The sequence below is a fragment of the Janibacter sp. A1S7 genome (genome assembly GCF_037198315.1).
Classification (GTDB): domain Bacteria; phylum Actinomycetota; class Actinomycetes; order Actinomycetales; family Dermatophilaceae; genus Janibacter; species Janibacter alittae.
Genome location: NZ_CP144913.1, coordinates 3,230,275 through 3,243,282 on the forward strand (window position 1 = coordinate 3,230,275; position 13,008 = coordinate 3,243,282).

Annotated in this window: 11 protein-coding genes; 4 read left to right on the plus strand and 7 right to left on the minus strand. The window is 70.3% G+C overall.

What is annotated here, in order from left to right; all coding sequences use genetic code 11:
• Window positions 1-168: 168 nt before the first annotated feature.
• The 3 genes from V1351_RS15585 to V1351_RS15595 form a co-directional block, all read right to left on the minus strand.
• Window positions 169-1,242, minus strand: a complete 1,074-nt coding sequence (locus tag V1351_RS15585) for a hypothetical protein (protein WP_338749228.1) — start codon at window positions 1,240-1,242, stop codon at window positions 169-171.
• Window positions 1,243-1,751: 509 nt separating this feature from the next.
• Window positions 1,752-3,125, minus strand: coding sequence for a replicative DNA helicase (dnaB, locus tag V1351_RS15590; RefSeq protein WP_338752573.1), 1,374 nt, complete (start codon window positions 3,123-3,125; stop codon window positions 1,752-1,754).
• 403 nt (window positions 3,126-3,528) lie between these two features.
• Window positions 3,529-3,804 carry a DUF2277 domain-containing protein gene (locus V1351_RS15595; RefSeq protein ID WP_338749230.1) on the minus strand — a complete coding sequence of 92 codons (276 nt, stop codon included), beginning with the start codon at window positions 3,802-3,804 and terminating at the stop codon, window positions 3,529-3,531.
• An 88-nt stretch (window positions 3,805-3,892) separates the two neighbouring features.
• On the opposite strand from V1351_RS15595, the gene V1351_RS15600 reads away from it, so the two are divergent.
• Window positions 3,893-5,335, plus strand: a complete 1,443-nt coding sequence (locus tag V1351_RS15600; RefSeq protein WP_338749231.1) for a DHA2 family efflux MFS transporter permease subunit — start codon at window positions 3,893-3,895, stop codon at window positions 5,333-5,335.
• Between the two features lie 36 nt (window positions 5,336-5,371).
• Here V1351_RS15600 and V1351_RS15605 read toward each other — a convergent pair whose 3' ends face one another.
• Together V1351_RS15605 and V1351_RS15610 are read right to left on the minus strand one after the other, a co-directional pair.
• Window positions 5,372-6,418 (minus strand): LacI family DNA-binding transcriptional regulator, encoded by a 1,047-nt coding sequence (locus V1351_RS15605; protein ID WP_338749233.1) that lies wholly within the window; start codon window positions 6,416-6,418, stop codon window positions 5,372-5,374.
• A complete protein-coding gene (locus V1351_RS15610) occupies window positions 6,419-7,084 on the minus strand; it encodes a lysoplasmalogenase (protein WP_338749235.1) in 666 nt (221 codons plus the stop codon).
• Between the two features lie 154 nt (window positions 7,085-7,238).
• On the opposite strand from V1351_RS15610, the gene V1351_RS15615 reads away from it, so the two are divergent.
• Complete coding sequence (locus V1351_RS15615; RefSeq protein ID WP_338749237.1) at window positions 7,239-7,445, plus strand: heavy-metal-associated domain-containing protein; 207 nt, start codon at window positions 7,239-7,241, stop codon at window positions 7,443-7,445.
• Here V1351_RS15615 and V1351_RS15620 read toward each other — a convergent pair.
• Together V1351_RS15620 and V1351_RS15625 are read right to left on the minus strand one after the other, a co-directional pair.
• Complete coding sequence (locus tag V1351_RS15620) at window positions 7,430-8,617, minus strand: M20 aminoacylase family protein (protein WP_338749239.1); 1,188 nt, start codon at window positions 8,615-8,617, stop codon at window positions 7,430-7,432. The genes V1351_RS15615 and V1351_RS15620 overlap by 16 nt on opposite strands.
• Complete coding sequence (locus V1351_RS15625) at window positions 8,610-9,641, minus strand: pyridoxal-phosphate dependent enzyme (protein ID WP_338749241.1); 1,032 nt, start codon at window positions 9,639-9,641, stop codon at window positions 8,610-8,612. Before V1351_RS15625 ends, V1351_RS15620 begins: the two co-directional genes overlap by 8 nt.
• A gap of 86 nt (window positions 9,642-9,727) precedes the next feature.
• Between V1351_RS15625 and V1351_RS15630 the strand changes: the two genes are divergently transcribed.
• Together V1351_RS15630 and V1351_RS15635 are read left to right on the plus strand one after the other, a co-directional pair.
• Entirely contained in the window at window positions 9,728-10,597 is an 870-nt protein-coding gene (locus tag V1351_RS15630) for a LysR family transcriptional regulator (protein ID WP_422389034.1), read from the plus strand.
• A gap of 94 nt (window positions 10,598-10,691) precedes the next feature.
• Complete coding sequence (locus tag V1351_RS15635; protein WP_338749245.1) at window positions 10,692-12,971, plus strand: heavy metal translocating P-type ATPase; 2,280 nt, start codon at window positions 10,692-10,694, stop codon at window positions 12,969-12,971.
• Window positions 12,972-13,008: the final 37 nt, after the last annotated feature.

Sequence of the window (13,008 nt, forward strand, 5' to 3'; positions counted from 1 at the left end):
CGAAGATGACTGATCGAAACGAGGCTTTCAATAGAGTGGTCTTTGGTTGCTCATGCTCTTAGATGGTTTCTTTTATAGTGGGTGAGCAAGGTGGAGGTTATCGGGGTGTGTCCCTATGGGTTTCCGCTGCGGTACGTCGCGCATGGGTATGAGGGAGGCGCTGCCTGTTTATCCGAGGAGGTCGATGACCGCCCAGGCCAGCTGGTGGCGAATGTCTTCGCGAAGCGCGTCCTCATCACGGTCGGCGAGGCTGGTCCACCCGCTGCCGTCGGAAGACCCGTCGGCACGCACGCTGGTGGTCCACAGGTCACCTCGACGCAAACGCCGCGGGCGCCGCGCGGTGGCCGTCACCGTGCCGAGCTGGGTCTGCACACGCCCTTGGTGTCCCTGCATGACTTGGGAGACCGCCGCGTCGACCGCAGTCACCAGCCACGGTGGGAGGCGCAGATGGTGACTGTCCGCCGGCTCGGCGCGAACCGCCTCGATCCGGCTGTCCCCGACGATGTGGTCGATCAGGTCCGGTGAACCGCCGATATAGGTCCACCCGAGATCCAGCTCACTGGCCAGACACCAGACACGGTCCGCTGGCCACCACAGGTTGGGCGTCTGCTGCTCTGGCTCTAGGAAGGCCAGTGCTGCGTCAAGCACTCCCTTGTAGAGGAAATACTCACGCCCTGGTAACTCCGCCCGAGGCCCGTCCCGCACCTGGCGCGGAATCGGGTCCTTGGGAGCACCATGCGGCTCAGGGACGCTGACCTGAGTGTCGGGACCTACATACAGGCCGGGCTCGGCCCCGGGCTGCGGCTCGTCGCCGAAGATGGCCGACGGTATCGAGTACAAGGCGCTCGTCTCCCACCCGTAGCCGTCCCACAGGCAAAACCAGCATCTGTCCGGGGAGGTGGTGTGCTGGCGCAGGATGTCAACGAGCGCGGTGGCCTCTGCGAGGCAGAGTGTGCCTTCCTGGGGTGCGACGACGTTCCACGCCTGGCTTCGGTCGCCCGGGGGCTGCAGCGCAATCTCGGGGAAGTGAGCATCGCGAGGTAGCTCGATCCCGTTGTGGGCTGCGACCTCGAACCCGCGGATCGGGCGTTCCTGGGAGTCGTGGGCTGGATGCAGGACTCGCGCGTATGCCCCAAAGCCGACCGGCACGACCGAAGTCACTTCACCCGACTCAAACGGGGCGAGTCGTTCTCGGACCCAGTCGACCTGCTCCACCTCGGCGCTCCACTCGACCTTTCGCATACGCTCGCGCTTCCTCTCCCGGTGCCTAAGGTCCCGTGCAGGATACGACGAATGTGGGGAGACCCATGGCCATCCCTGGGGAACTTTCGTGACCGCCCGTGGGGAGGTCGACCGACCGTCACTCAGCAGAATCAAGTGTATGAGGACGTTCCAGTCGAAGCTCTTCGCGGAACGCAAACATCAGAGCGCTGCTGCCAGAATTCATCAAGACCCCTCATCCGCCCGGTGCCCGTAGGAGGGAACCCCCGCCGAATTCAAGCCATACCTGATCTGAATCACGACGGCCCGCGCATGGCATCGTCCCGCAAGACCCGTCCGGTGATCTGCCCGGTGACCGGGCCCTATACGACACGAAGCAGACAGTCTTCTCCAATTTCCGTGGTGCGCAATCGCCGGCCCAATACAACCCCAGCCTTGGATAACGGTCCGTTATTGAACTGACGTGACCGATAACGAATGGTCTTGCTGCATACGAAGACCGTCTGTGCAATCTTCGCTGCATCTCGACACTAGAACCCGCCAGAGTCCTTCGCCATATTCGAGAACCGCGCGTAGTGCCCCTGGAAGCCAAGCACGATGTCGGCCGTCGGACCGTTTCGGTGCTTGGCCACGATGACGTCCGCCTCGCCCTCGCGTTCGGACTCCGGACCCCGCTCGCGGTGCAGCAAAATCACGAGGTCGGCGTCCTGCTCGATCGAGCCCGACTCACGCAGGTCGCTCATCGCCGGTCGCTTGTCGGTGCGCTGCTCCGGGCCACGGTTGAGCTGGCTGATCGCGATCACCGGCACCTCGAGCTCCTTGGCCAGCAGCTTGAGCGCCCGGGAGAACTCCGAGACCTCCTGCTGGCGGGACTCGACCTTCTTGCCCGAGGTCATCAGCTGCAGGTAGTCGATGACGATGAGCTTGAGGTTGTGCTGCTGCTTCAGCCGCCGGGCCTTGGCGCGGATCTCCATCAGGGCCAGGTTGGGCGAGTCGTCGATGTAGAGCGGGCTGTCGCTGATCCGCCCGACGACGCGGGAGAGCTTGCGCCAGTCCGGGTCGCTCATCTTGCCGCGACGCAGGTGCTGCAGCTGGATGCTCGCCTCCGCCGCGAGCACACGCATCGTGATCTCGCTGCGGCTCATCTCCAAGGAGAAGATCGCAGTCGCCATCTGGTGGTGGATCGCCGCCGCGCGGGCGATGTCCACACCCAGCGTCGATTTACCCACGGCCGGTCTCGCCGCGATGACGACCATCTGCCCGGGATGCAGGCCGTGGGTCAGCTCGTCGAGGTCGTGGAACCCGGTGGGCACGCCGGTCATCTCGTCGGTACGGCCGGCGGCGACCTCGATCTCGGTCATCGTGTCGTTCAGCGTGTCCCACAGCGGGGCGTAGTCCTCACCGCCCCGCTTCTCGGCGACGGTGTACACCTCGGCCTGGGCCTGGTTGACGATGTCCTCGACGTCACCGCCGCCCTGGGCGTAACCCATCTGCACGATCTTCGTCCCGGCCTCGACCAGACGCCGCAGGACCGCGCGCTCGGCGACGATCTGCGCGTAGTACCCGGCATTGGCCGCCGTCGGCACCGACTGGATGAGGTCGTGCAGGTAGGCCTGCCCACCGGCACGCTGCAGGTCGCCGCGCTTGCTCAGCTCGTCGGCGACGGTGATCGCGTCCGCCGGCTCGCCCCGGGAGTACAGGTCGACGACCGCGTCGAAGATCAGCTCGTGCGCGGGACGGTAGAAGTCCTTGCTGCGGACCGCCTCGTTGACGTCACCGATCGCGTCCTTGCTCAGTAGCATGCCGCCGAGCACCGACTGCTCCGCGCCGACGTCCTGCGGAGGCAGGCGGTCATGAGGGGTCGAGGAGTAGGAGGGCGCGTCGCCGTAGACGCTGGATTCCAACTCGCTCGTCGTCACGTGCTCCCCTTTGGTCCGGCGGCTCCGGGACCCCCCACGGAGGGATCCGCACACCCCCGCGAAAGGGGCGCTCGTGAAGACTCGCACCACCCTCTGACAACGCCAAATGACCCTGTGGACGGCGGTGTGGAGAGACTGTGGACGACGCGCCATGGGACTGTGCACAGCCCGTGGACAACTCTGTGGATCTGCGAGTGGTCGTCCTCACAACACCCCTTCTGACCTGCGGAAACGCACGATCGCGTGTGTGGACCCAAGAATTTTCGGCCATCGGCCATCCACAAGCACGGGACACGCCCGATCCACATCTCGGGCCGTTTCGCAACTCCGCAGACACCGTCCGGCAGCATCCCGGACGTTGTGTGCGAAAGGCCTGATCAGAGCAGGTTCACCCCGCCTGTTGGTACCGCTTGCGCGCCCGCTCCTTCGCCTTCGCCGCCTCGACCTCCCGGTCCTTGGGCTCGGCGGTCGTCACGAGGTGGTCCAGCAGGTGCTGGGTCACCCGGGCGACCTCCTCCACCGCCTCGTCGAAGGCGGCCTGATTCGCCTGACTCGGCTTGGTGGACCCGCTGACCTTGCGCACGTACTGCAGCGCGGCGGCGCGGACCTCGTCACTGGTGGCGGGTGGTTCGAAGTTGTGCAGCTGACGGATGTTTCGGCACATGCACCAAGTCTCCTCCCCGACCAGGTGGGGGGCACCCCTTCGCCCAAATCATTTGTCTCGTGCACACGGTTTGCCTGATCATTGATCCATGCCCACGATCGCGCCGCAGGCGCCTGCCGTCACCACGCCTGCGCAGACGACACTGGTCCTGCGGGTGCTCACGGTCGCCACCTTCGTCGTGATCCTCAACGAGACGATCATGAACAACGCGATCCCGCGCCTGATGGACGACTTCTCGGTGCCGGCGACGTCGGCGCAGTGGCTGACGACGGCGTTCATGCTCACCATGGCCGTGGTCATCCCGATGACCGGCTGGATCATGCAGCGGCTGGCCGTGCGACGCACCTTCGCGCTGTCGATGGGCCTGTTCTGCCTGGGCACGGCAGTGGCCATGGTGGCCCCGACCTTCGGGGTGCTCCTCGGTGCCCGGATCGTGCAGGCCACCGGCACCGCGCTGATGATCCCGCTGCTGATGACCACCCTGATGAACCTCGTGCCCGCCGCCGACCGGGGCCGCACGATGGGCAACGTCTCCCTCGTCATCGCGGTCGCGCCCGCCATGGGCCCGGCGGTCTCCGGCGCGCTGCTGCGCCTGGGCTCGTGGCGGCTGATCTTCATCACGGTCCTGCCGATCGCCGCGGTCGCACTGTGGGTCGGCCTGCGCAGCCTCCCGGACGTCGGCGAGCGCGCGGACAGCCGCCTCGACCTGCCCAGCGTGCTGCTGTCGGTCGTCGGCTTCGGCGGGCTGGTCTACGGCCTCTCCGGGGTCGGTGGCGGCCAGCCCGGCGACGGGGGCGCCGCACCCGAGCCGGTGGTCGACCCGCTCCTGTGCGTCGGCGTGGCGATCCTCGCGCTGGCCGCCTTCGCCTGGCGCCAACGCTCCCTCGTGCGCAGCGGCGACCCGTTGATGGACCTGCGCACGCTGCGTTTCCGCAGCTTCACCGGCGCCTTCCTGACGATGTGCCTCGGGTTCGCCGCGCTCATCGCCACGCTGATCCTGCTGCCGATCCACCTGCAGGACGGCCTCGGGCTGACCACCCTGCAGACCGGGCTGCTGCTCATCCCCGGCGGGTTGCTCATGGGTCTGCTCGGCCCCACGGTCGGGCGCCTCTACGACCGGCTCGGCGCGCGCCCCCTCGTCCTGCCCGGCAGCATCGGGGTGACCATCTCGCTCGCCTCGTTGGCGGCGCTCGTCCCGGTCGCCGGCCCGTGGGTGATCCTCGGGCTGCACGTCCTGCTGTCCCTGTCGCTGGCGCTGACCTTCACCCCGCTCTTCACTGCCGGTCTGGGCTCGCTCCCCCCAGGCCTGTACGCGCACGGGTCGGCCCTGCTCGGCTCCTCGCAGCAGGTCTTCGGCGCCGCCGGGACCGCGACGAGCATCGCGGTGATGTCCCTCGTCGCCGGGTCCGACCCCACGACCGCCGAGCTGGCGAAGGGGGCCCAGGCCGGCTTCGCGCTGCTGGCCGTCCTCGCCGCGATCTCCGTCCTCACCTGCCTGATGGTCTCCACGCCCCCGGCCGAGGGCGAGTGAGCGCCGGCCCCGGCTGACGCGCCGTGCCGACTGCGCTCACGCGCGGCCGCTACGGCGCATGCGAGCGGGGACGTTGTAGCGGGTGACCACGTGCACCCCGGAGGCCATCGACGTGGGCGCGCCCGGGGCCAGCCCGTGGTGCTGCAGCACCGCTCGCAGCGCCGAGCGGGCGTCCTCGTGCAGGTCGTGGTGCAGCACCACGCCGATCTCGCCCGTGCGCAGCAGCTCGAGGTTGTCCGGGTCGAGGTCGTGGCCGACGAAGACCGAGGGGGCCACCCCCTTCGCCCGCAGCGACGCGAGGATCGCCCGGTTGGCCCCACCGACCGAGTAGACCCCGACGAGGTCATCGCCCGTGCCCAGCTCCGCGGTGACGACGTCCGCGGTGGCGGCGTCCAACCCGTCGGCGTCACTGACCCGCCGCACCGACAACCCGGGAGCGTCGCGGGCGAGCTGGTCGACGAATGCCTCCGCCCGGGTGCGCTCGCCGACGAAGGACGAACGGCTCAGCGTGACCAGGACTGCACCCGCCTCCCGTCCGCCCCACCGGTGGATCAGGTGGGCTGCGGTCCGCCCGGCCGACTCGTGGTCGGGTCCGGCGTAGGCGATCCGCGCGGAGCCGGAGACGTCGGTGACGAGGGTGACCGCCGGGATGCCGCGCCCGGCCAGGGCGGCGATGGCCCCCGCGACCGCGGGATCGTCGGGGACCTTCAGCAGGACGCCGTGACTGGTCCTCCCCCGCCGCCCGATGCCCTCGAGCGTGCTGACGACGTCCTCGACGGTGCCCGACTCGCGCAGGTGGAAGCGTGCCCGCACCGCCGCCGGCCGCAGCCCGGTCAGCTGCGCCTCGAGCGCATCCCGGACCTCCCCGGAGAAACGGGTGGGCGCCTGCATCACCACGTCCAGCACGAGCGAGCGGGCAGCCAGGCGCAGGGCGCCGGCCTGGCGGTCGAGCTCGGCGATGGCCTGCTCGACGGCCCGGACCGCGCGGGGGCTGGCGCCGGGACGGCCGTGGAGGACGCGGTCGACGGTCGCCGCGGACAGGCCCGACTGCTCGGCGATGTCGGCGATCCGGTGGCCGCGCACTCAGGCCCGCTCGGCCGCCAGCGACCGGTCCCAGTGGCAGACCGCGAGGACGATCAGGGCCTGCCCGAGCACGTAGGTGAGCATCACCCAGAAGCCGTGCAGCGGCAGCTCGAGCGAGGCGAAGGCGCTGAGCGCGATGAGGCCGTCGGAGACGAGGAAGAGAGCCGCGCCCGTCGTCGCGACGGCATCGATACCGGTGGCCAGCACCGCCATCCCGACGATGACCAGCCCGTAGAGCAGGACTGCGGGGAAGAGCGCCCCGGCGCCGCTTGCACTCACCGCCACGATCACGCCGAGGAGCACGACGTAGGGCGCCAGCAGGGCGGGCCTGCGCCGGATGATCGACCGGGAGGCGAAGGGGAGGAAGGCCGCCACGTAGGCCAGTTGCGCCAGGAAGAACGCCCCCAGCATCAGGCCGAAGCCGAGATCGCTCCCGTCGACGGCGAAGCGCGGCAGCGTGTCGCCCAGCCACGACAGGCCGAGGGCCAACCCGACGAGGCGCACCAGCAGGGACTTGGGGTTGGGTGTGCCCGCGAGCAGGATCCACAGCAGGGCCGGCATGAGCAGGATCTGGCTCAGGTCGGCCACCACACCGTCGGGCGCGGCCACCTGTGCGCCGAGATGGACGACGGTGACGACCACGAGGGCGAGAAGGGCGATCGGCATGGCCCAGAGACTATCCGCGGCGTGGCCGTCCCTGCCGACCGTGACCGGCAGCGTCCCGGCCGGGGCGCTCCCACCGGTGGGGGTCGTTGTGGATTCATACCCTAGGGGGGTAACGTGGTGAGTGCACCGACAGCCACCACACGAAGGACCCCGCATGAGCGCCACCAGCACCTACACCGTCACCGGCATGACCTGCGGCCACTGCGTCGCCTCCGTCACCGAGGAGGTCCAGGAGATCAGCGGTGTCCAAGACGTCGCGGTCGATCTCGAGTCGGGCGCCGTGACCATCACGAGCGCCGAGCCGGTCGACGAGTCGACCGTGCGCTCCGCCGTCGAGGAGGCGGGTTACCGGCTGGCCTGAGCCGGACCCGACCGGGCCGCCGGCTGCCCCAGTTCCGCCCGCGCCACCGCGACGAGGTAGCGCACCCCGTCACCGAGGACGTCGTCGTTGACGTCGTAGTCGCTGCTGTGCAGCGGGGTGCCGCCGCGGCCGGGCTCGATGCCGTTGCCGAGGAAGGCGAAGCACGCCGGCACGTGCTCGGCGAAGACCCCGAAGTCCTCGCTCGGCATCGCCGGCGGGCACTGGCCGTCGACCCGCTCGGCGCCGAGGGCGGTCACGGCCGCTGACACCGCACGTGCGGTCGCCTCGGGGTGGTTGACCGTGGGGGCGAACTCGTGCGTGTAGGTCACCTGGCAACTCGCCCCGTGGGCGGCGGCGATCCCGGTCGAGATCTCCCGGATGCGCCGCTCGAGCAGCTCCTGCACCCCGGGAGCGAAGCTGCGCGTGTCCCCGGTGATCCGTACCTGCGTCGGGATGGCATTGCGCGCGCCGTCGGTCTCGAAGCCGGTGCAGGAGAGGACCGCCGGGTCGACCGGGTCGAGGCTCCGGGCGACGACCGTCTGCAGTGCCAGGACGATCTCGGCCCCGATCACCAGCGGGTCGACCACCGCCTGCGGCCGGGCAGCGTGCCCACCCCGGCCGGTCACGACGATCTCGAAGTTGTCCTCGCTGGCCATGAACCCACCGACCCGGGTGTGCAGATGTCCCGCGGGGACGCCCGGCATGTTGTGGATGCCGTGCATCGCGTCGACGGGGAAACGCTCGAAGAGGCCGTCGGCGACCATCGCCCGCGCACCGCGACCCGGCTCCTCCGCCGGCTGGAAGACCATCCGCACCGTCCCGTCGAAGTCCTCCTCCGCGAGAACCGCGGCCGCGCCCAGGGCCATCGCCATGTGCCCGTCGTGGCCGCACGCGTGCATCCGCCCCGGGCTGGTCGAGCCGTGGGCACGCCCGTCGACCTCGGTGAGCGGAAGTCCGTCCATGTCGGCCCGCAGACCGACCGATCGGGGGGAGGTCCCCTTCGTCAGGGAGGCGACGAGTCCGGTGCCGCCGATGCCGCGGGCCACCTCGTAGCCGGCCTCCCGGAGCACCGCGGCCACGAAGTCCGCGGTCGCGTGCTCCTCGAAGGCCGTCTCCGGGTGGCGGTGCAGCTGGTGCCGCCAGGCACGCAGTCGCGCGTCGAGGTCACGCATCGTCCTGACGGCCTTCCGTGCTCAGCAGGACGATGGTCGCGCCGTCGGGCAGCTCGAGGTGGCGCCACAGGTCGACGTCGTGACGGGCGGTACGCACCCCGGCGTAGGTGGCGGCACCACTCGGCCCGGAGGAGACACCCTGTGCCAGCAGGTCGTCGGACGCCTGCCGCGCCCGGTCGTCGGTGACCGTGGCCGCTGCGTCGACGCCGTCCCGCAGGAGGGGCCAGGCGAGGCTGGACAGGGTGCCGCAGTTGAGGCCGGCCATGATGCTCTCGCCGGTGCTGACGCTGACCGGCTCTCCCGCGGTCAGGCTCGCCACGGTGCAGTCGGCGGTGTCCGGCTCGACGACGAGGAGCCGGGTGCGCCCCGAGCTCCCGGACTGCCGGTAGTGGGCGACGACCGCCTGGGCGAGCGAGCCGACGCCGGACGGGATGACGACGAGGTCCGGCGGGACCCCCAGCTGCTCGTCGATCTCCTCGGAGAGGGTCTCGTAGCCCTCGACGATCCACGTCGGGACCTGCTCGTACCCCTCCCACGCGGTGTCCTGGACGAGCTCGCGGGAGGCGTCGGCCGCGGCGTGCTCCGCCGCTGCGCGCACGGCATCGTCGTAGGGGCCGTCGACGCGCACGAGCCTCGCTCCCTCGGACTCGATCCGCTCGGCGGCCTGCGCACGCATCCCGCCGGGGATGAAGACCGTGGCGCTCGTGCCCAGGTGCGTCGCCATGCGCGCGACCGCCCGACCGTGGTTGCCGTCGGTCGCGGTGACCAGCGCCGCACCGGGGTGGCGCTCGATGACCTGGTGACAGGCCCACGAGGCGCCGAGCATCTTGAAGGCCGGCATCCCGAGCCGGGCGGACTCGTCCTTGACGAGGACTCGCCCGACGCCGAGCTCCTCGGCGGCTTGCGGCAAGTCGACCAGCGGCGTCGGCGCGTATCCCGGCAGGGTGCGGTGGAAGTCGCGGACGCTGGTCGTCGTCACGCCCGTCGACCACGAGCGGGCGGCGGGGTTGCTGTACGTCCTCATGGCACCAGTCTTGCCCGGCCAACCCATCAGGTCCAGCACGCATACTTGGCCATGACCCATCACTTTCGTTGATGAATCGAGGAACAGTGCTGGACGTGCGACGGATGCGACTGCTGCTCGAGCTGTCCCGACGCGGCACCATCGCGGCTGTCGCCGACGCGCTCGCCTACAGTCCGTCCGCGGTCTCGCAGCAGCTGGGCGTGCTGGAGAAGGAAGCCGGTACCGCGCTGCTCGAGCCCTTCGGTCGACGGGTGCGGCTCACCCCCGAGGGGGAGGTCCTGGCTGCGCACGCCGAGGCGATCCTCACCGAGCTGGAGCGGGCCGAGGCCGACCTCAGCGCCTCGAGCGGGCAGGTGCGCGGCACGCTGCGGATCGCCGCCTTCCAGAGCGCGGTCCTGACGCTGCTGCCCGATGCCCTCATCGGTCTCTCCCGTGACCACCCCGACCTGCGCGTCGAGGCCACCGAGATGGAGCCCGAGGAGAGCCTGCCCGCACTCCTGGCCGGTGACTTCGACCTGGCGCTGTGCGAGGAGTACCCGGCCCACCCGCGGGCCGTCCCCCGCGGGCTCGAACGCACCGACCTCGTCACCGACGGCCTCCGGCTCGCCGTGCCGCGGTCATGGGGTCGGTTCGATCTCGTGGACCTAGCGGACGCCCCCTTCGCCATGGAGCCGATCGGCTCGACCTCCCGGGACTGGGCCGCCGCCACCTGCCGGACCGCAGGCTTCGAGCCGGACGTGCGCTACACGACGAACGACCTGCTCGTGCACCTGCGGATGGTCGAGCGCGGGCTGGCCGCCGCGCTCCTGCCCGACCTCGTCCAACCACAGGACCGACCCGACGTCCGCCTCCGGCCGCTCGACGGCGGACCGGTCCGACGGATCTTCGCCTGCACGCGGTTGGGCAGCGCCCGGCGCCCGGCGGTCCGAGCCGCGCTGGAGGTGCTCGCCGGCTGACCGACGGAATACCCATGGGGGGTATATGCTTGATCTGTCACGGGCACCCCGACGACTCCCCGGCCGGACCCGTCACCAGCACAGGAGTAGGCAGATGAGTTCCACAACCGACGCACCCACACCCGTCGCGGCGAACGAGGTCGAGCTGGTCATCACCGGGATGACCTGCGCCTCCTGCGCCAACCGCATCGAGCGCAAGCTGAACAAGCTGGACGGCGTGAGCGCCTCCGTCAACTACGCGACCGAGAAGGCGAAGGTCACCTACCTCCCCGACATCGCCCCGGACACCCTCGTCGCCACGGTCGAGCAGGCCGGCTACGGCGCGAGTCTGCCTCGCACGCAGGAGGAGACGAAGGGGGATGACCCGGCGGTCTTCGACGAGACGGACCAGCTGCGCCAGCGGCTGATCATCTCGGCGGTGCTGTCGATCCCGGTCATCGCGATGGCGATGGTCCCGGCGCTGCAGTTCACCCACTGGCAGTGGCTGTCACTGACCCTGGCCGCGCCGGTGGTCGTCTGGGGCGCCTATCCCTTCCACAAGGCCGCCTGGACCAACCTGCGGCACGGCGCGACGACCATGGACACGCTCGTGTCGATGGGTACGCTCGCCGCGCTCTCGTGGTCGGTGTACGCGTTGTTCTTCGGCACCGCGGGCATGCCCGGCATGACCCACGCCTTCGAGCTGACGGTCGAGCGCGGCGACGGTTCCGGCAACATCTACCTCGAGGCCGCAGCCGGGGTGACGACCTTCATCCTCGCCGGGCGCTACTTCGAGCAGCGGGCCAAGCGCCGGTCGGGCGCCGCCCTGCGTGCGCTGCTCGAGATGGGCGCCAAGGAGGTCACCGTCCTCGATGCTGACGGGACCACCGAGCGGACCATCCCCGTCGACCGGCTCGCCGTCGGGATGCGTTTCGTGGTGCGGCCGGGCGAGAAGGTCGCCACCGACGGGGTCATCGAGGACGGCACCTCCGCCGTCGACACCTCGATGCTCACCGGCGAATCGGTGCCGGTCGAAGTGGGACCGACGAACGAGGTCGTCGGCGCGACGGTCAATGCCGGCGGACGCCTGGTCGTGCGAGCCACTCGCGTCGGGAGCGACACGCAGTTGGCGCAGATGGCGCGCATGGTCGAGGACGCGCAGACCGGCAAGGCCCGGGTCCAGCGCCTCGCCGACCGGATCTCGGGGATCTTCGTGCCGATCGTGCTCGTCCTCACGCTCGCGACGTTGACCTTCTGGATCGCGATCGGTGCCGGCCTGTCGATGGCCTTCACCGCGGCGGTCGCCGTGCTGATCATCGCCTGCCCCTGCGCCCTGGGTCTGGCCACGCCGACCGCGCTCATGGTCGGCACGGGCCGCGGCGCCCAGCTGGGGATCCTCATCAAGGGCCCGGAGGTCCTGGAGTCCACTCGCACCGTCGACACGATCGTGCTGGACAAGACCGGCACGGTCACCACCGGCCGGATGACGTTGCGCGAGGTCGTCGCCGCCGAAGGCGAGGACGAGGCGGAGGTGCTGCGCCGTGCGGGTGCGCTCGAGGCCGCGTCGGAGCATCCCATCGCCCGCGCCATCGTCACCGGGGCCCGGGCGCGGGTCGGGGACCTGCCGCAGGTCGATGGCTTCGCCAATGTCGAGGGTCTCGGCGTCCAGGGCCTCATCCCCGAGGGAGGTGCGAGCACGACGATGGTCGTCGGTCGCCCCTCGCTGCTCGCCGACTGGTCGATGCCGCTGGACGCGCACCTGCAGGAGGCGATGGTCCGCGCCCAGCAGGACGGCGGCACTGCCGTCGCCGTCGGCTGGGACGGTCAGGCACGCGGCATCGTGGTCGTCGCCGACGCCATCAAGGAGACATCGCCGCAGGCGATCAGCGAGCTGCGCGGCCTGGGGCTGCGACCGATCCTGCTCACCGGTGACAACGAGGTCGTCGCGCGTGCCGTCGCCGCCGAGGTCGGTATCGCCGCGGAGGAGGTCTTCGCCGACGTCATGCCCGCCGACAAGGTCGCCGTCGTGGAGCGCCTGCAGAGCCAGGGCAAGGTCGTCGCCATGGTCGGTGACGGCGTCAACGACGCTGCCGCCCTGGCCACCGCCGACCTCGGACTGGCCATGGGGACCGGGACCGACGTCGCCATCGAGGCCAGCGACCTGACCCTGGTGCGCGGTGATCTGCGCGTCGCCGTGGACGCGATCCGCCTCGCGCGGCGCACTCTGGGCACGATCAAGGGCAACCTCTTCTGGGCCTTCGCCTACAACGTCGCCGCGATCCCGCTCGCGATGGCCGGGATGCTCAACCCGATGATCGCCGGCGCGGCGATGGCCTTCTCCTCGGTCTTCGTCGTCAGCAACAGCCTGCGGCTGCGGGGTTTCCGTGCCCACTGACCACGGTGCCGACCTCCCCCTTCGTCATGGGGATCCG